Below are 17936 nucleotides of genomic sequence, written 5' to 3'. Positions count from 1 at the left end.
CCACATGAAGCCGCTATTCGACGACAACAAATCCGATGCGGTCAGCGCTCGTCCTTCCGCCCCGTCTTTGTCACCCGTCGCCGTGCCTGCCGCCGCCAACATCGTCGTGCCGGCAGCGCAGCCGACGGAGCACGCGCGCCTGATCACCGTCGACGAGATCGACCAGCTCGGCGCGACGCAGGGCACGCGGATCGCCGCCTTCTCCCAGCAGATTCTCGCGAGCGTTCGCGCGTCGGACGCCGACCAGTTCGGCGACAAGCTCAACGAGCTGATCGCGACCGCGAAGGGGCTCGACCCGCGCGGTGCCGACAAGGGCGGGCTGCTCACGCAGGTCACGCGGCTGTTCCGCTCGACGAAGGAAAAGCTGCTGTCGCAATACGAGTCGGTGAGTAAGCGGATGGACACGCTCGTCGTCGAGCTCGAGAACCATGCGCAGCGCCAGAAGGCCGGCATCGACGAGCTCGAGCGGATGTACAACGACAACTACGCGCTGCACCAGGAGCTTGCGCAGTCGAAGGCGCATGGCGAAACGGCGCTCGCGACGCTGCGCGCGCATCTCGCGGCCGGCCCGCAGCCGGTGGACGACGCGTTCGGCGCGCAACGCCTGCTCGACGTGAAGCGCAAGGTCGACGCGCTCGAAAGCAAGCTCGACGACCTCGATCGCGCGATGCTGATGTCGAAGCAGCTCGCGCCGCAGATCCGGATGGAGCAGGACCAGAAACGCACGCTGACGTCGAAGTTCATGACGATCAAGACCGTGCTGATCCCCGCGTGGACCAATGCGTTCGCGCTCTACCTCGAGCAGCTCAGCACGAAGCGCGCGGCGGCGCTCGCGAACGCGACGTACGACGCGGCCGACGAGGCGATCCGCGCACAGGCCGATCTGAACCGCCAGAACGCGCAGGAAGTCGCGAAGCTCGGCCAGCGCCCGGTGATCTCGACCGACACGTTCGAATATGCGCAGCAGCAGCTGTTCGGCGCATTCGACGACATCACGCAGATCATCGCCGACGGCAAGCGCCAGCGCGAGCAGGACGCACCGCGCCTGCGCCAGCTCGAACAGGACCTGATCACCCGATTCGCTCCGAAGCACAACTGAGAGAACACCGCATGATTACGCTTGAGAAACGCGCGGCGAAGGTCGCGATCGTCCTCGAAAAACGCCAGATCCTGAAGCCGCCCGTCGTGCGCGTCGGCGCGGCGCTCGACATCTCGGGCTCCGCGAAGCCGCTGTACCAGTCGGGCGTGATCCAGGAGACGCACGACCGGATCCTCGGCATCGCGCTGAAGTTCGACGACAACGGCGAAGTCGACACGTGGACCTTCACCGAAGGCTACGACCGCCTGCCGACCGCGACGCCGGACAACTACGGCTCGTATATCTCCGATCACGTGCTCGAAGCGCGGATCGACAAGTGGGGCGGCACGCAGTACGCGCCGGTGATGAACGACATCGTCGACTTCTTCTTCCGCGCGCCGGAGCCGGAGCCGAAGCGCGAAGAGAAACGCGGCTTCCTGAGCCGGCTGTTCGGCGGCGCGGACGAGACGCCCGCGCCGGCTGCATCCGCGCCGGTGAACGGCCACTTGCCCGCCTGGGTGCTGTTCGTCACCGACGGCCAGAATCCGAAGAACGACCGCAAGCGCGTGCGCCAGTTGCTGGCCGAGTCGCAGCACTTTCCGCTGTACTGGTCGCTCGTCGGCGTCGGCGATCCGGACGAATTCGGCTTCCTCGCGGAAATCGCGGACGAGATGCCGAACGTCGGCTTCCTGCATCTCGAATCGCTCGACGTCAGCGACGAGCAGATCTACGAACAGTTGATCACGCAGGAATTCTGCAACTGGGTGCGCGCGAAGTAAGCACGCCCCGCACGCCTTTTTTTCCAGAACTCGATTACTCACATCATGTTGAAAGACTTCAAGATCCCGCTGTCGCTCACGGTGCTCGCGCTGGTCGCAGCCTATCTCCTCGGCGGCGTGAAGGACATGCTGATCGTCGCGGTCCTGTCGGTGCTCGAAATCTCGCTGTCGCTCGACAACGCGGTCGTCAATGCATCGGTGCTCAAGAACTGGTCGGAGAAGTGGCGCAACCGCTTCATGGTGTTCGGCCTGCCGGTCGCGGTGTTCGGCATGCGGCTCGTGTTCCCGCTGCTGATCGTCGCGGTGATCGGCCATATCGGCCTGTGGGACGCGCTGACGCTCGCGATCGAATCGCCGGAGAAGTACGCGGCGGTGCTGACGTCCGCGCATCACGAGGTGTCGGCGTTCGGTGGCGCGTTTCTGCTGATGGTGTTCTTCAAGTTCATGCTCGACACCGAGAAGGACGAGCACTGGATCGGCTTCCTCGAAGGCCCGATGCGCCATCTCGGCCGCATCACGGCGCTGGAAGTGGCGCTGACGCTCGCGATCGTGATCGTCGCGTCGTTCTACGTGCCGGCGGCCGAGCAGGTCAGCTTCCTGCTCGCGGGCGCGTTCGGCGTGATCGGCTTCGTGATCGCGCACGGGGTGGGCGACCTGGTCGGCGGCGGTGAGACGGGCACGCGCGTGGTGCGTGAAGGCGTCGCGGGTTTCATGTATCTCGAAGTGCTCGATTCGTCGTTCAGCTTCGACGGCGTGATCGGTGCGTTCGCGCTGTCGAACAACATCTTCCTGATCGCGCTCGGCCTTGGTGTCGGCGCGGCCTATATCCGGGAGATGACGCTCGTGCTGCTGAAGAAGGGCACGCTCGCGCAGTACCGCTATCTCGAACACGGCGCGTTCTGGGCGATCGGCGCGCTTGCGACGATCATGTTCGTCGGCGTGAAGTTCGACGTGCCCGAGGTCGTCACAGGCCTGATCGGCGCGGCGATGATCGCCGCGGCCGTGTGGTCGTCGATCGTCGTGCAGCGCCGGGAAGACCGGACCGCGGTGGCGAGCGAATAAGCACGAGTCGCGTGCGGCACGGACACCATCAACGAGGGGCCGCGCGGGGCGGCCCGGCATAGCCGCCGGCGCAACGGCGGTTCCAGCAGAAGAGGTTCAGATGATCAATTTGTCGAAAGGCGGTCGCGTCAACCTGTCGAAGGAAGCGCCCGGCACGCAGAAATTCCGCATCGGTCTCGGTTGGGACGCGAACGCGACGGACACGGGCACGGATTTCGATCTCGACGTGTCGGTGTTCCTGTGCAAGTACGACGCGCAGAGCAATCCGAAGCTGATCTCGGATCAGCACTTCGTGTTCTACAACAGCGAAGTGCGCACGATGGAGCGCAAGGAAACCTTCATCCAGCCGGGCGACGATTTCCCGAAGCGCGGGATGCCCGCGTCGAAGTGCCTGGGCGTCGTGCATAGCGGCGACAACCGCACGGGCAGCGGCGGCGGCGACGACGAGGTGATCTTCATCGACGTGACGAAGCTCGCGGCCGACGTCGAGGAAATCTCGGTGGTCGTGACGATCGACCAGGCCGAAGCGCGCCGCCAGAATTTCGGGCAGGTTCGCAACAGCTACATCCAGATCGCCGACGAGGTGTCGGGCGCGGTGATCGCAAAGTACGCGCTCGAGGAAGACTTCTCGATGGAGACGTCGGTGCAGGTCGGCAGCTTCTATCGCCGCGACGGCCATTTCATGTTCAAGGCGGTCGGCGCCGGCTACAACCGTGGCTTGGGCGATTTCGTCCGCGCCTACGGTGGCGCGGTCTGACTGGCGGCAGCCCGGCGTGCGCGTGAGCGCCGCGCCGGGCAGGATGCAGCGATGACGAATCCGTCCGACGAGCCGAAGCGGCTCGAGTTCGATGCGACGCCCGAGCGCACGCCCGGGCGTCTTGCGTTCGACGCACCGCCCGCGGCCGGTGCGCCGGCCGCGCGTGCGTCCGAGCCCGAGCGGCCGGCGCCGCAGGCGCTCGACTTCGGGCCGGCGCCCGACAAGGCCGTGCGAGCGGCGCCCGCCGATGCGCTCGGCCGCGCGCTGTTCGGCGAATCGAACCACCCGCAGCTCGAAGCGTGCTTCCGCGCCGCACAGGCCGGCTTCCCGAATCTCTATCCCGACTATGCGCCGCGCATCGAGCGGCACATCCGGCAACTGGTGCCGCTCAAGCTCGCGACGATCGCGACGATCGGCGACGGCGCGCTGGAGACGGCGGGCAACCTCGTCGAAGCCGTCGCGGCGACGACGCGCGAATTCAACGAACTCGGCGCGGCCGACATGATGGCCGGCATGCTCGCGCAGGCGACGCGCAAGGCCGGCATGTTCGAACGCTGGTTCGGCGCGGCGTCGGGCCATGTCGATTACCGCGCGGCGCTCGGCGCGCTCAAGCAGTCGCTCGGCTTCTTCCCGCGCCGCACCGAGGATCTCGCCGCGAAGGTCCGCCACGCGGAAGAAAACCTCGTGGTCGTGCTCGCGGCATTGAGCGCGGTGTCGGACGTCGTGCGCGCGCCGGACGATGCGGGCGTCGAGCGCACGCTGTTCGACCGCCGCAACATCGTCGGGCAGGCCGTCCAGCAGATCCGGATGCAACCGGCGCAACTGCGCGGGCTCGACGAGCGCGTGACCGATCTGCTGTCGCGCGCCGATCATCTGATGAACGTCGTGCTGCCGGCGGCGCTGGCCGCGCGGCCGCAGCGCTGAGCAAACGGCACGAGCACGCGGGCTTCGGCGCGCATGTTCGCTGCGCGGGCCACGCTGCGTCACGCCATTTCGCGTTTGACGGCGCGAGTCTGCTATCTTCCCGGGCATCTCATCGCTTTCCAGCCGATTCTCCATGACTGACCGCATCGTCGCCGCATTCGATTTCGACGGCACCATCACGACTACCGACAGCTTCCGCCATTTCGTCCGCTATGCGGTCGGCACGCCGCGCTTCGCATGGGCCGGGCTGCGCGCGCTGCCGTGGATCGTCGCGATGAAGGCCGGGCTGCTGTCGCGCGGCGACGCGAAGGCGAAGTTCGCATCGTTCGCGTTCGGGGCGGTTCGCAAGGACGCACTCGACACGCTGGCGGGCACGTTCGTCGACACGTACCTGCCGCGCTTTGTGCGTCCGGAAATGCTCGAACGCATTCGCGAGCACCAGGCACGCGGGCACGAGGTCGTGCTGGTCAGCGCGTCGCCGTCGCTGTATCTGGAGAAGTGGGCGAAGACGGCCGGCTTCAATGCGGTGCTCGCGACGCGGCTTGCGTTCGAACGCGGCGCATTTGCCGGGCGGCTCGACGGCGAGAACTGCTGGGGGCCGCAGAAGGTCGTGCGATTGCGCGGGTGGTGGGGCAACCGGCCGCCGAAGCAGTTGTTCGCGTACGGCGACAGCCGCGGCGACAAGGAAATGGCGGAGCTCGCGAACTGGTCGTGGATCCGCGGGCAGGGGCCGATGCCGCCGATCGGCGGCTGATGCGGCGCGCCGGCGTTACGCGTCGGCCTGCGCGTTGCGCGTGCCGCGAGACGGGCGATAAGGGCGATAAGCGCCCCAGCGATTCGCGCGCGCGAACGTGCCGACGTCGTTGAAGCGCACGCCGACTTCGCGCAGCGCCGCATGCGCGGTTCGCGCGGTCAGTTGCCGGATGTAGAACGGATCGCGCACCACGAAGTGATGGATCGCGTGCGTGCTGCCGAAATTGAAGCAGAACAGCTGGAACGGCAGCATCCACCACGGGTTGAGCACCTGTGTCTGCTGGATCACGTTGCGCGAATCGATATCGCCGAAGTAATGCATGTTCGAGCTGACGAAGTTGATGCAGAAGCTGCGCACGAAGTTCGGCCCGAGCCACACCACCGCGAGGAAATCGACGACGCCCATCGCGCGCTCGACGACGGCCGGCACCGTTACCGCATGGCCGAACGCATGCAGCGCGAACAGGCTGACGTGATAGACGATGAACGCGTGCCACAGCGCGTAGTACAGGTGACCGACCGGCATGTACGACGACACCTGCTCGGCACGCAACTGCATGCGCTCGGCCGCATCCTGCACCGGCTGCGCGGCGACATACTGCTTCACCTTGCGCCGCATCGCGGCCGGCCGCAGCACGACGGCGAGCATGCCGTCGGCGATCATCAGCAGGCGCTTCACGCCCCAGCGTTCGCCGTTGGTGATGCCGAATTCCTCGAGATCCGATTCGCCGCCCGACACCTTGTGGTGATGCAGGTGCATGCGCCGCCGCGTCCACGGGTTGATCGTGCCGGGCCGCGTGAGCCAGCACAGCGCCATCATCAGGTGATAGGCCCACGGCGTCTTCTTGAAGTACATCAGGTGGATCAGGTCGTGCTCGAGCTCGTGGATCAGCGACGTGACGAATGCGGCGAGCGGCAGCGCGACGTACCACGCGATCGCGCCGTGTGCATACAGCCACGCGATCGCGAGCATCGCGCTCACCGACGCGGCCATCACGGTCGCGCCGACGAGGTTCTGGTGGTCGAGCAGCGGAAAGCGCGCGCGGATCGCATCGCTCGCGGCGTTGACCTCGCGGCGGACGTACGCGACCTTGTCCGCATCGTGGCGAAAGACGGTTCGTGCGGGTTGGCTCATCGACCGGAATTCCTGCGGAAAGAGTGGGGCGCAATGCCGATGTGACAAGCATAGGCGCGCGCCGGACCGCACGCGAGGGCCGCCGGTGCCAATGGTGGTGTCATTTCGGGCCAGGATGGCGGTTGGGCAGAAGCCGGATCGCATGTCGCACGGCTAGAGTGCCGCCGCGGTGTCATTGCGGGCCAGCGACGCTACAATCCGCCGAAACCGCTCCGGAGTCCGCCGCATGGTCCTGTCCGCCCCGGATGCCGCGCGCCCGCTGAACAAGGCGACGGTGTCGTCCGCGTATGCGCTGTTCATGCTGATGCTGGCCGAGGAGCGCGGCATCGACGGCGGCCGCATCCTTGCCGGCTCGGGCGTCGAGCGCGGCCGGCTCGCGCAGCCCGATGCGCGCATCACGCCGCTGCAACAGGCGGCGATCGTGTTCAACCTGCTCGACGCGACGGACGACCCGTCGATTGCGATCGAGATCGGCCTGCGCAGCAGCCTGACGAAAGCGGGACTGATCGGCTTCGGGCTGATGAGCTGCGCGACGCTCGGCGAGGCGATCGCGCTCGGCATCCGCTACCTGCCAACGCGCGTGCCGTTCTTCTCGGTGCGGCTCGCGCAGCTCGACGGAATCGTCGACATCGACGTGCTCGAAGCGTTTCCGCTTGGCCGGCTGCGCCAGTTCGCGGTCGAGAACTTCCTGGTCGAGACTGCGATCCTGTTCAATTCACTGCTGTATCCGGCGCCGGGGCGCACGCTGCAGTCGCGCGCCGAACTCCATTTCGAATGGCCCGAGCCGCCGTGGTTCGAGCGTTATCGCGCCCGGCTGCCGCGCTGCCATTTCGATGCGAGCGCGAACCGCATCCGCTGCGACGCCGCGCTGCTCGACGAGCCGATCGGCACCGCGAACGCGCAGACCGCGCAGATGATCGTCCAGCAGTGCGAGGCCGAACTCGCGCGGCTCGGCTATGCGGAAAGCATCGTCGAGCGTGTGCGCAACCTGCTGATCTGCGGCGAGGGCGGTTATCCGTCGGTCGACGATGTCGCGCGCGAGCTGCATGTATCGGCGCGCACGCTCAAGCGCAAGCTCGCGGAGTACGGCGCGACCTATACGGCGCTGCTCGACGAGATCCGGCTGCGCGATGCGCTGCGGCTGCTCGAGGGCACGCGGCTGCCGGTCGACGAAATCGCCGCGCGCGTCGGCTATACGGACCGCGCCAATTTCACGCGCGCGTTCAAGCGCTGGACGGGCGTCGCGCCGAGCGAGCGGCGCTGAACGCGGTGATGCACCGGCCGGCGCGGATCCTGCGCAGGCTTTGCCTCGTCAGACGATCGCGATCCAGTTCGCACCGCGCCCGCCCGGCACGCGCGCGTGCGGCGACAGCGCGCCGTCGTGCGGCGCGATCGCGTACACCGACACGTGTTCCGACTGTTCGCCGCATGAGACGAGCCAGCGTCCCGACGGGTCGATCGCGAACCCGCGCGGCTGCGTCTCGGTGGTGGTCGCGTGCGCGGGCTCGAACGTGCCGTCGTCGGTGCGGCGATAGCAGAGCAATTGGCTCGACGTGCGTTCGCTGACATACGCGAAACGCTCGTCGGGCGTCAGGTGCAGGTCGGCGGCCCAGACGGACGGTTCGGCGGGCGCGGGCGGCCGCGCATGGCCTTGCGCGAGTTCGGCGACGGCCGGGTGGCGCGCGCTCACGTGCGCGTCGCCGAGCCGGCCGGTATCGGGATCGCGCACGAAGGTCGCGAGCGTGGCCTGGAATTCGCTGACGACGACGAGCGCGCGGCCGTCGCGCGCGAATTGCAGGTGACGCGGGCCGAAGCCGGCCGGCACGCGCGTTTCGCCGTGTTCGAGCGCGCGCAGGCCGGCTGCGTCCTCGACGAGCGCGAAGCTGAACACGCGGTCCGAGCCGAGCGAGCTGACATACGCGAAGCGATTGTCCGGCGACACGACGACGGCGTGCGCGTTCGCGATGCCGCCCGCGACCTGCAGCGGCGTGCCGTCGCCGTCGCGCATGCGCGCGGCGTCGTAGAGGCTCAGCGAATTCCCGCCGTACGATGCGCCGAGCATCCAGCGGCCGCTGCGGTCGAGCGACAGGTACGCGTGGCTCGCGTCGATCGCGGTCGTGCCGATGCGCGCGAGTGCGCCGGTGGCCGGTGCGACACGGAACGCGACGATCGTCGGCTGTTCGCCGCGCGTCGCGACGTAGAGCCGCGCGCGATCGGGCTGCACGGCGATCGGCATTGCGAGGTCGGCGGCGGGGTAGCGGGCGAGCGGCGCGAGCGCGCCGTCGTCGGCGAGGGAGAACGTGGCGAGGTTGCCGTCGACGGCATTCGAGACGACGACGGTCAGGCGATCAGTGTTCGGCATGGCGGAGCATCGAAGCGTTTGTGAAGGACTCGTCGGCCGGCAGGCCGCGCGGCGGATCGCTGCGCCGGTGCGTGCGGGCGAACAGCGCGGCGACCGCGGCGACGAGGGAGGCGATCGCGAGCGCATACAGCCCGCCCGTGATCGAACCCGTATGTTGCTTCAGATAGCCGAATGCCGTCGGCGCGACGAAGCCGCCGAGGTTGCCGACCGAGTTGATCAGTGCGATCACGGCCGCGGCCACGCGCGTGTCGAGATAGCCCTGCGGGATCGGCCAGAACAGCGACGACGCGGCCTTGAAGCCCAGCGCGGCGAAGCAGATCGACGCGAACGACCACACGGGATCGTGCGACGTCGACGCGAACAGCCCGCACGCGGCGAGCACGAGCGCGAACGCGAGCCAGCGCTGCGGGTGCTTCCACTTCGACGACAGCACCGCGAAGCCGTACATCGCGCCGATCGCGATCATCCACGGAATCGTGTTGTACAGGCCGACCTGGAAATCGGTGAGGCCGCCCATCTTGCGGATGATCGTCGGCAGCCAGAACGTGGCCGCGTAGATCGTCAGTTGGATCGAGAAATACAGGAAGCAGAACAGCATGATCTGCGGATCGCGCAGCAGCGCGGTGGCGCGCACCGGCACGTTCGAACGCATGTCGCGCGTCGCGCGCTCCTCGTCGAGCGCCGTTTCGAGCGCTGCACGCTCGTCGGCCGTGAGCCACGTCGCGTCGCGGATGTGCGACTTCAGCAGCAGCCAGCTCGCGCCGCACAGTACGACCGAGAACAGCCCTTCGATCAGGAACATCCATTGCCAGCCTTCGAGGCCGAAGCCGCGGATCGACAGCAGCGCGCCGGTGACGGGCCCGGACAGCACCGACGCGAACGCGGAGCCGCCGAGGAAGATCGCCATCGCCTTGCCGCGCTCCTGCGGCGGCAGCCATTGCGACAGGTACAGCACGACGCCGGGGAAGAAGCCGGCCTCGGCCACGCCGAGCAGGAAGCGCAGCGCGTAGAACGACGTGTCGTTCCACACGAACGCCATCGCGGCCGCGACGATGCCCCACGTCGCCATGATCCGCGCGAGCCACACGCGTGCGCCGTAGCGCTGCATCAGCAGGTTCGACGGCACTTCGAACAGCGCGTAGCCGACGAAGAACAGCCCGGCGCCGAGCCCGTACGCGGCCGCACCAATGCCGATCGATGCTTCGAGGTGGCGATCGACGAAGCCGACGTTCACGCGGTCGATGTAGTTCGCGATGAACATGATCAGCACGAGCGGCAGCACATGCCACTTCACTTTCGAGACGGCGGACGCGAGCGGGTCGCGTCCGGACAGGGCGGGCGAGGGCGGGTTCAAGGGTGTCTCCGGTCGGTCGGCGGCGGACGGGGCGGCGGCCCGCGTCGGCATCCGGGTGGCGGTCGATGTAGTATGTCGTCGTATGACATGGTACGCCTGCGCGTCGGTGAAGACGTCGCGGGTTTACCCGGAAATTTCTTGGATATTGGGGAATGTCATGAGATCGGCTGTCATTCGACAATGTCTGATGACGTATGACATAGAATGAGATAGCGCAGGTCGGCCGGTGTGTCCGGTCGCGGCCCGCTACGCCATCGACACGACGCTGTTGAGCAGCGTCTTCACGAGCACGGCCTGCCGCGTCGCACCCGTTTTCGCGAAGATGCCGCGCAGGTGGGCGCGTGCGGTGTTCTTCGTGATGCCCGTCGCGGCGGCGGCCTCGTCGAGCGTCAGCCCGTCGACGAGCAGCAGCGCGATTTCGGTTTCCATCGGCGTGAGCCGGAACAGCCGGTGCAGCATGTCGCGCGACGTCTGCGGCGACGACGCCGGATCGCGGACGAAGACCGCGACGGCCGGCCGGTGCTGGCGGTCCTCGGCGCCGCGGTAGGGCGCGAGCGGGCGCAGCAGCACGCTCAACGGCATCGCGCCGCCGGGGCGCGACAGCGTGGTGGCTTCGATGCGCGCGAGCGCGCCCGCGCGGAAATGCTCGAGCGCGGCCTGCAGCGCCTTCTGCAGCCGGCGCTCGTCGAGCGGGCACGACGCGTGGAGCCGCTCCTGGCGCACGCACAGCCCGTCCTGCTGCTCGATCAGCCGCTCGGCGATGCGGTTGCGCTTGATCACGCGGCCGTCCTCGTCGACGATCGCGGTGCCGACATCGAGCCGGTCGACGGTGCCCGCGTACAGCGCGCGTTCGGCATCGAGCACGTCGAACGCCGCGTGCAGCTCGACCGCCCGCTGCAGGTGTGGCAGCAGCGTCGCGACCTGCGCGCGCTCGGCCGCGTCGAAATCGCGGCCGCCGTGCGCGCGGCTCACGAAGAACGCGCACTCGACGCCGCGCTCGCCGCGCAGGTTCGCACCGAGGATGTAGCGCAGGTCGAGCGGCTGCAGGTACTGCCGGTAGAAATCATGCGCGCGCCACGCGGTTTCGCCGAACAGCCGGTCGGCCGTGAAGACCTGGCCGGGCGGGTGGTCGAGAAACGGGCACAGCGCGTAGAACTGCTCGCTGTACGACGGCTCGCCGGGCAGCAGCGGGCCGTGCGCCGATGCGTTGATGATGAGCCCGTGCCGCGAGCCGCCCGGATTGCGCAGCACGAGTGTCGTGAAGCGCGCGTCGAGCCGCACGCGCACCGCTTCGAGAAAGCCGGCCCACGGGGTCGCTTCCGACGGGCCCTGATAAACGAGCCCGAGCCACGCGCTGAGTTCGCGCGCAGTCCACGCCGCGTCGTCGAAACCGTCGTGCGCGGCCGTGTCGCCGGGCGCCAGCGCGATCCGCATGCTCGTGTTCTCCTTGGTCGGGATGAGGTGTTCCCGAACCAGCATACCGGCCGGCCGGCGGCCCGCGTCATCCGAACGGAGTAGACGACGCGGGCATGCGGGCATCCGTGAAATCGCCGGGCCGCCCGCATGCGGCGCTTACGCCGCGCGCTCGCGCAGCAGGTACGCGACGATGCGGTCCGCCGCTTGTTCCGGCGACTCGGCTACCGTGTCGACGCGCAGCTCGGGCTGCGCGGGTGGCTCGTACGGCGAGTCGATGCCCGTGAAGTGCTTCAGCTCGCCGCGCCGCGCCTTCTTGTACAGGCCCTTCGGATCGCGTTCCTCGGCGATCGCGAGCGGCGTGTCGACGAACACTTCGACGAACTCGCCGGGGCCGACGAGTGCACGCGCCATGTCGCGTTCCGCGCGGAACGGCGAGATGAACGACACGAGCGTGATGAGCCCCGCGTCGAGCATCAGCCGCGCGACTTCGGCCACGCGCCGGATGTTCTCGACGCGATCGGCCTCGGTGAAGCCGAGATCGCGATTGAGCCCGTGCCGCACGTTGTCGCCGTCGAGCAGGTACGTGTGCTTGCCGAGCGCGTGCAGCCGCTTCTCGACGAGGTTCGCGATCGTCGACTTGCCGGCGCCCGACAGCCCCGTCAGCCACACGATGCGCGGCGTCTGCGCCTTCTGCGCGGCCCGCGCGGCGCGATCGACGTCGACGGCCTGCCAGTGCACGTTGTGCGCGCGGCGCAGCGCGAAGTGCAGCATCCCGGCGCCGATCGTGTCGTTGGTGAAGCGGTCGATCACGATGAAGCCGCCGGTGTGGCGGTTCCGGTCGTACGGATCGAACGCGACGGGCCGGTCGAAGCTCAGGTTGCACACGCCGATCTCGTTGAGTGCGAGCGTGCGTGCGGCGAGATGCTCGCGCGTGTTCACGTCGACCTTGTACTTCGGCGTCGCGCAGGTCGCACCGACCGTCTGCGTGCCGAGCTTCACGAGATACGGGCGGCCGGGCAGCAGCGGCTCGTCGTGCATCCATACGAGCGTCGCCTCGAACTGGTCGGCCACCTCGGGCAGCGCGTCCGCGCGCGCGATCAGGTCGCCGCGGCTGATGTCGATCTCGTCGGCGAGCGTGAGCGTCACCGCGTCGCCGGCGCGCGCGATGTCGCTTTCGCCGCTTGGCGTGATCACCGACGCAACATGGCTCTCCTTGCCGGACGGCAGCACGCGCACGCGCTCGCCGACGCGGATCTCGCCCGACGCGATGCTGCCCGCGTAGCCGCGGAAGTTCAGGTGCGGGCGGTTGACCCACTGCACGGGCAGCCGGAACGGTTCGTCGCGCGTCACGCGCGCGGCGAGCGGCAGGCGGTCGAGATGCTGCATCAGCGTCGGGCCCGTGTACCACGGCATGCGCGCGCTCGGCACGATCACGTTGTCGCCGCGCAGCGCCGACATCGGGATGCTGACGATGTCCGACAGCCCGAGCTCCGCCGCGAACGCGCGATAGTCGGCGTCGATGCGCTCGAACACGGCCTGGTCGTAGTCGACGAGATCCATCTTGTTGATCGCGAGCACGACGCGCGTGATGCCGATCAGCGCGACGAGATGGCTGTGGCGGCGCGTCTGCGCAAGCACGCCCTTGCGCGCGTCGATCAGGATCACCGCGAGATCGGCGGTCGACGCGCCGGTGATCATGTTGCGCGTGTACTGCTCGTGGCCGGGCGTGTCGGCGACGATGAACTTGCGCCGCGCGGTCGCGAAGAAGCGGTATGCGACGTCGATCGTGATCCCTTGCTCGCGCTCGGCCGACAGGCCGTCGACGAGCAGTGCGAAATCGAGTTCGCCGCCTTGCGTGCCGATCTTCTTCGAATCGGCCTCGAGCTGCGTGAGCTGGTCGTCGAACAGCATGTTGGATTCGTAGAGCAGGCGGCCGATCAGCGTGCTCTTGCCGTCGTCGACGCTGCCGCACGTGATGAAGCGCAGCAGGTCCTTGTCTTGCGATTGCGCGTCGCCGGTCGCGGGCGCATCGGGTGCGACGAGTACGTGTGCCATCAGAAATATCCCTCCTGTTTCTTCTTCTCCATCGAACCGGCCGAATCGCTGTCGATCAGGCGCCCCTGGCGCTCGGACGTGCGCGTCTCGCGCATCTCCTGCAGGATGCCGTCGAGCGTCGTCGCGTCGCTGTCGATCGCACCCGTCAGCGGGTAGCAGCCGAGCGTGCGAAAGCGCACCTTGCGCATCCGCGGCACTTCGCCGTCGCGCAGCGGCAGCCGTTCGTCGTCGACCATGATCAGTGCGCCGTCGCGTTCGACGACGGGCCGCTCCTTCGCGAAGTAGAGCGGCACGATCGGGATGTCGTGAAGCTGGATGTACTGCCAGATGTCGAGCTCGGTCCAGTTCGAGATCGGGAATACGCGCAGGCTTTCGCCTTTGCGCTTGCGCGCGTTGTACAGCGACCAGAGTTCGGGACGCTGGCGCTTCGGGTCCCAGCGGTGCTGCTCCGAGCGCAGCGACACGATGCGCTCCTTCGCGCGCGATTTCTCCTCGTCGCGGCGCGCGCCGCCGAACGCGGCGTCGAAGCCGTAGTGATCGAGCGCTTGCTTGAGCCCCTGAGTCTTCCACACGTCGGTGTGCACGGCCGAGCCGTGCGTGAACGGGTTGATATCGTTCGCGACGCCGTCGGGGTTGATGTGTACGCGCAGGTCGAGGCCGAGGCGCTCGGCCGTCTCGTCGCGGAACGCGATCATCTCGCGGAATTTCCAGGTCGTATCGACATGCAGCAGCGGAAAGGGCGGCTTCGCCGGGTAGAACGCCTTCATCGCGAGATGGAGCATGACCGAGCTGTCCTTGCCGATCGAATACAGCATCACCGGGTTCTCGCTCTCCGCGACCACCTCGCGCATGATGTGGATGCTTTCGGCCTCCAGCCGCTCCAAGTGGGTCAACATCGTTCGTCTCCTTGTTTCATGCCGGCGCCGCGCGACATGTGCGGCGTTTCGTGCATGACGCCAACGGTATCGAGCGACAGGCGTACCGCTCTTCGTCCGGGTGGACTAACACGTCGCGTGGCGGCCCAGCGGATCTTTCCTTAGTCCACCCGGACGAAGTGGCGCGCGGCGCCGGCGCTTAAGGTGAGCGCTCGACCATCGGCGGAGACGACACATGACGGACGACACCCGTGCCACGCAATTGCTTTCGGGCCAGACCTGGGCCGATTTCTGCGACACCCTGAAACGCAGCGGACAACAGATCCTGCGCGCCGAGGCGCCGGACGATCCGCTGACGCGCGCGGAAGGGTTCCGCTACCTGAGCCGGCTGATGCGCATCGCGCTCGAAATGCACGTCGAATTCGCGGACGGCGCGTGGCCCGGCTTTTTCTCGCCGTCGCACGAGACCGCGAAGATCGGCGCCGACAATCCCGACAACCTGTACCAGTACGCGCGTCTCGACGGCCGCTGCGAATACCGCGTGACGGGCCGGCGCGGCACGGTCGCGTACTTGAGCTTCGGCACGCAGAAGGGCGGCTACGAGACCGACGGCAAGATGCTGCAGACGGGCTTTCTCGACGCGAAGCAGCTCGAGATCGCGCCGGACGGCAGCTTCGAGATCGTGCTGGGCGAAACTCCGCGCGCGGGCAACTGGGTGCGCATGGAGCCGGGTACCAACGCGCTGCTCGTGCGCCAGACCTTCCTCGACCGGCGCGCGGAGACGCCCGCGCAACTGAGGATCGAGCGCATCGGCGCGCAGGAGCGCCCGGCGCCGCTCGACCCGCTCGTGCTGCAGGGCGGCCTCACGCGCGCCGCGCAGTTCGTCGAGCAGACGTCGAAGCTGTTCGCGGACTGGGCCGCGAGCTACCGGTCGCACGTGAACGCGCTGCCACCCGCCGACCAGGCGCTGTGCCAGTCGGTCGGCGGCGACCCGAACATCTACTACTACCACTCGTGCTGGTCGCTGGACGATGACGAAGCGCTCGTGATCGACGTCGACACGGTGCCCGACTGCGATTTCTGGAACGTGCAGCTCAACAACTACTGGATGGAATCGCTCGACTACCGGCACTTCGACATCTGCGTGAACAAGCACGGCGCGCGGCTGAACGAGGACGGCGGCGTGACGGTGGTCGTCGCGGCAGCGCGGCCGGGCGATGCGAACTGGCTCGATACGGCCGGGCATCGCACCGGCACGATCTGCTGGCGCTGGGTGGGCGCCGCGCAACCCGTGCATCCGCGCACGCGCGTCGTGAAGCTCGCCACGCTGAAGGAGCCCGCATGAACGCGCCGCTCGACCGGATCCGCACGCTGCTCGCCGCCGACGGATTGATCGCCGAGGCCGTGTCGCGCACGGGCGGGCTCACCGCGTTCGGCGGCGGGCCGTATCGCGGGGCGCTCGACGTGATGTGCGCGTCGCTGATCGACGAAGCGACGCTGTCCGCGCGCGGCGCGGAGATGATGCGCGAGAAGCTCGTCGGCCAGCTCGTGAACCGGCTCGTCGTCGAGGATTACTTCCGGCGCCATCCGGAGATCGCGGACATCGCGATCGACGATCCGCTCGTGATCGTCGGCCTGCCGCGCACGGGCACGACGCTGCTGCAGCGGCTCCTGGCTGTCGACCCGCGGTTTTATTCAGCGGCGTGGTGGGAAACGCGCTACCCGGCGCCGCTCGCCGGCGAGACGCTCGACGCGCCGGCCGTGCGGATCGCGCGTGCGCAGGCCGAGGTCGCGACGATGATCGACTGCATTCCGCAGATCCTGACGATCCATCCGCTCGACGCGATGCTCGCCGACGAGGAGTTCATGCTGATGGAGCACTCGTTCGTGTGCGCGATGGATTCGTACGCGAACGTGCCGCGCTATACGGCGTGGCTCGCGAAGCAGGATCTCACGCCGGTCTACACGTACCTGAAGCGGATGCTGCAGTTCCTGCAATGGCAGAAGGCGCGGCGCGGCGTCGCACCGGCCGGGCGCTGGCTGCTGAAGACGCCGCAGCACCTGCACGCGCTCGACGTGCTGTGCCGCGTGTTCCCGCACGCGCAGGTCGTGCTCACGCACCGCGACCCGGCGCAGACGATTCCGTCGATGGCGAGCATGGCGCACACGCTGTGGCAGATGTATGCGGACGATCCGGATCCGCTCGCCGTCGGCGCGCAGTGGAACGCGGGGATGGCGCGCGCGATCGGCGCGGCGATGGCCGCGCGCGACGCACTGCCGGCCGACCGCTTTCTCGACGTGCGGTTCGAGGACACCGTATCGAATCCGCTCGGCGTCGCCGAGGCCGTGTACGGCTTCGCCGGCATGCCGCTCGATGCGCGGCAGCGCGCCGCGATGACGGACTGGATGGCGCGCAACGGCCGCGACAAGCGCGCCGCGCACGACTATTCGATCGCGCGTTTCGGCTTCACCGATGCGCAGCTCGCGCACGACTTCGCCGCGTATCGCGCGCGGCACCTGCGGGCGGTCGGCTGACGGCCACACCCGCGAGACGAACGACCAACCAGGAGACAAGCCATGTTGCTGAAAGATAGGATCGTCGTGATTTCCGGGATCGGGCCGGGGCTCGGTGTGAAGCTCGCGGTCGAGGCGGCGCGGGAGGGCGCGCGCGGCGTGGTCGTCGCGGCGCGCACGATGGAAAAGCTCGACGATGCCGAAGCGCGGATTCGCGCACTCGGTGTCGGCTGCGACGTGCTGAAGATCAGGACCGACATCACCGACCGTGCACAATGCCGGCAACTCGCGACGCAGGCCGTCGAGCGCTTCGGCCGGATCGATGCGCTCGTGAACAGCGCATTCGTGCACGGTGCGTTTCCGGAGCCGGTGGAGGAAGCCGACCTCGACGGCTGGCGCGCGGTGTTCGACACCAACGTGTTCGGCACGATGGCGCTCACGCAGGAAGTCGTGCCGCACATGAAGCGGCGCAAGCGCGGCGCGATCGTGATGATCAACACGCAGGCGACCCGCAAGCCATTTGCAGGGGAAGGCGGCTACGCTGTATCGAAGGGGGCGCTCGCGGTTGCGGCAAAATACCTGGCGCGCGAACTCGGCGTGCACGGCATTCGCGCGAACAGCATCCACATGGGCTGGATGTGGGGCGTGCCGACGCAGGCGTATTTCCGGCAGGCGGCCGCCGAATACGGGATGACGGAGGAGCAGATCGTCGCGCCGATCGCGTCCGGTATCGCGCTCGCGAAGCTGCCGACCGACGACGATTGCGCGCGCGCGGCGCTGTTCCTCGCGTCGGACTACGCGAACGCGGTGACGGGCGCGACGCTCGACGCGAACGGCGGCGATTTCATGCCCTGACGATGGAGCAACGGATC

16 protein-coding genes are annotated in these 17936 nt (G+C 68.0%); 10 read left to right on the top strand and 6 right to left on the bottom strand.

Annotated features, from left to right (window positions below; genetic code table 11):
- The first annotated feature begins 4 nt into the window (after positions 1-4).
- The 6 genes from BFF94_RS34525 to BFF94_RS34500 all read left to right on the top strand — a co-directional run bounded on the left by BFF94_RS34525 (position 5) and on the right by BFF94_RS34500 (position 5354).
- Complete coding sequence (locus BFF94_RS34525; protein WP_128841963.1) at positions 5-1099, top strand: toxic anion resistance protein; 1095 nt, start codon at positions 5-7, stop codon at positions 1097-1099.
- An 11-nt stretch (positions 1100-1110) separates the two neighbouring features.
- A complete protein-coding gene (locus BFF94_RS34520; protein ID WP_128841962.1) occupies positions 1111-1857 on the top strand; it encodes a VWA domain-containing protein in 747 nt (248 codons plus the stop codon).
- A gap of 45 nt (positions 1858-1902) precedes the next feature.
- A complete protein-coding gene (locus BFF94_RS34515; protein WP_128841961.1) occupies positions 1903-2919 on the top strand; it encodes a DUF475 domain-containing protein in 1017 nt (338 codons plus the stop codon).
- Between the two features lie 100 nt (positions 2920-3019).
- The gene (locus BFF94_RS34510; RefSeq protein ID WP_128841960.1) at positions 3020-3676 is read left to right on the top strand and encodes a TerD family protein; all 657 of its coding nucleotides are present in this window, start codon (positions 3020-3022) and stop codon (positions 3674-3676) included.
- 51 nt (positions 3677-3727) lie between these two features.
- Complete coding sequence (locus BFF94_RS34505) at positions 3728-4600, top strand: hypothetical protein (RefSeq protein ID WP_219140361.1); 873 nt, start codon at positions 3728-3730, stop codon at positions 4598-4600.
- Positions 4601-4733: 133 nt separating this feature from the next.
- Complete coding sequence (locus BFF94_RS34500; protein ID WP_128842211.1) at positions 4734-5354, top strand: HAD family hydrolase; 621 nt, start codon at positions 4734-4736, stop codon at positions 5352-5354.
- Between the two features lie 15 nt (positions 5355-5369).
- On the opposite strand, the gene BFF94_RS34495 is transcribed toward BFF94_RS34500, so the two are convergent.
- Complete coding sequence (locus BFF94_RS34495; protein ID WP_128842210.1) at positions 5370-6488, bottom strand: fatty acid desaturase; 1119 nt, start codon at positions 6486-6488, stop codon at positions 5370-5372.
- A 226-nt stretch (positions 6489-6714) separates the two neighbouring features.
- On the opposite strand from BFF94_RS34495, the gene BFF94_RS34490 reads away from it, so the two are divergent.
- Entirely contained in the window at positions 6715-7752 is a 1038-nt protein-coding gene (locus BFF94_RS34490) for an AraC family transcriptional regulator (RefSeq protein ID WP_128842209.1), read from the top strand.
- A gap of 48 nt (positions 7753-7800) precedes the next feature.
- Here BFF94_RS34490 and BFF94_RS34485 read toward each other — a convergent pair whose 3' ends face one another.
- The 5 genes from BFF94_RS34485 to cysD form a co-directional block, all read right to left on the bottom strand.
- On the bottom strand, positions 7801-8850 hold the full coding sequence (locus tag BFF94_RS34485) for a lactonase family protein (protein ID WP_128842208.1): 1050 nt from the start codon (positions 8848-8850) through the stop codon (positions 7801-7803).
- A complete protein-coding gene (locus tag BFF94_RS34480; protein ID WP_128842207.1) occupies positions 8837-10204 on the bottom strand; it encodes an MFS transporter in 1368 nt (455 codons plus the stop codon). The genes BFF94_RS34485 and BFF94_RS34480 overlap by 14 nt, the downstream gene beginning before the upstream one ends.
- Before the next feature lie 246 nt (positions 10205-10450).
- Positions 10451-11638, bottom strand: coding sequence for a helix-turn-helix transcriptional regulator (locus BFF94_RS34475; RefSeq protein ID WP_128842205.1), 1188 nt, complete (start codon positions 11636-11638; stop codon positions 10451-10453).
- A gap of 138 nt (positions 11639-11776) precedes the next feature.
- Complete coding sequence (gene cysN, locus BFF94_RS34470) at positions 11777-13675, bottom strand: sulfate adenylyltransferase subunit CysN (protein WP_128842204.1); 1899 nt, start codon at positions 13673-13675, stop codon at positions 11777-11779.
- Complete coding sequence (gene cysD, locus BFF94_RS34465) at positions 13675-14571, bottom strand: sulfate adenylyltransferase subunit CysD (RefSeq protein ID WP_128842203.1); 897 nt, start codon at positions 14569-14571, stop codon at positions 13675-13677. The genes cysN and cysD overlap by 1 nt, the downstream gene beginning before the upstream one ends.
- Positions 14572-14785: 214 nt before the next feature.
- Here cysD and BFF94_RS34460 point away from each other — a divergent pair, with 214 nt between their 5' ends.
- From BFF94_RS34460 to BFF94_RS34450, 3 genes are read left to right on the top strand one after another with little or no spacing between them, the layout of a single operon-like run.
- Positions 14786-15895, top strand: coding sequence for a DUF1214 domain-containing protein (locus BFF94_RS34460; RefSeq protein ID WP_128842202.1), 1110 nt, complete (start codon positions 14786-14788; stop codon positions 15893-15895).
- Positions 15892-17085 (top strand): sulfotransferase family protein, encoded by a 1194-nt coding sequence (locus BFF94_RS34455; protein ID WP_128842201.1) that lies wholly within the window; start codon positions 15892-15894, stop codon positions 17083-17085. Before BFF94_RS34460 ends, BFF94_RS34455 begins: the two co-directional genes overlap by 4 nt.
- 42 nt (positions 17086-17127) lie before the next feature.
- Entirely contained in the window at positions 17128-17919 is a 792-nt protein-coding gene (locus tag BFF94_RS34450; RefSeq protein WP_128842200.1) for an SDR family oxidoreductase, read from the top strand.
- Positions 17920-17936 lie beyond the last annotated feature (17 nt).

The sequence above is a fragment of the Burkholderia catarinensis genome (genome assembly GCF_001883705.2).
Lineage (GTDB): Bacteria > Pseudomonadota > Gammaproteobacteria > Burkholderiales > Burkholderiaceae > Burkholderia > Burkholderia catarinensis.
This window is presented reverse-complemented; position numbering and strand designations above follow the sequence as displayed.

Coding starts and splice junctions, on each gene's coding strand:
- BFF94_RS34525 (WP_128841963.1), top strand. CDS start 5: ATGAAGCCGCTATTCGACGACAACAAATCCGATGCGGTCAGCGCTCGT.
- BFF94_RS34520 (WP_128841962.1), top strand. CDS start 1,111: ATGATTACGCTTGAGAAACGCGCGGCGAAGGTCGCGATCGTCCTCGAA.
- BFF94_RS34515 (WP_128841961.1), top strand. CDS start 1,903: ATGTTGAAAGACTTCAAGATCCCGCTGTCGCTCACGGTGCTCGCGCTG.
- BFF94_RS34510 (WP_128841960.1), top strand. CDS start 3,020: ATGATCAATTTGTCGAAAGGCGGTCGCGTCAACCTGTCGAAGGAAGCG.
- BFF94_RS34505 (WP_219140361.1), top strand. CDS start 3,728: ATGACGAATCCGTCCGACGAGCCGAAGCGGCTCGAGTTCGATGCGACG.
- BFF94_RS34500 (WP_128842211.1), top strand. CDS start 4,734: ATGACTGACCGCATCGTCGCCGCATTCGATTTCGACGGCACCATCACG.
- BFF94_RS34495 (WP_128842210.1), bottom strand. CDS start 6,488: ATGAGCCAACCCGCACGAACCGTCTTTCGCCACGATGCGGACAAGGTC.
- BFF94_RS34490 (WP_128842209.1), top strand. CDS start 6,715: ATGGTCCTGTCCGCCCCGGATGCCGCGCGCCCGCTGAACAAGGCGACG.
- BFF94_RS34485 (WP_128842208.1), bottom strand. CDS start 8,850: ATGCCGAACACTGATCGCCTGACCGTCGTCGTCTCGAATGCCGTCGAC.
- BFF94_RS34475 (WP_128842205.1), bottom strand. CDS start 11,638: ATGCGGATCGCGCTGGCGCCCGGCGACACGGCCGCGCACGACGGTTTC.
- cysN (WP_128842204.1), bottom strand. CDS start 13,675: ATGGCACACGTACTCGTCGCACCCGATGCGCCCGCGACCGGCGACGCG.
- cysD (WP_128842203.1), bottom strand. CDS start 14,571: ATGTTGACCCACTTGGAGCGGCTGGAGGCCGAAAGCATCCACATCATG.
- BFF94_RS34460 (WP_128842202.1), top strand. CDS start 14,786: ATGACGGACGACACCCGTGCCACGCAATTGCTTTCGGGCCAGACCTGG.
- BFF94_RS34455 (WP_128842201.1), top strand. CDS start 15,892: ATGAACGCGCCGCTCGACCGGATCCGCACGCTGCTCGCCGCCGACGGA.
- BFF94_RS34450 (WP_128842200.1), top strand. CDS start 17,128: ATGTTGCTGAAAGATAGGATCGTCGTGATTTCCGGGATCGGGCCGGGG.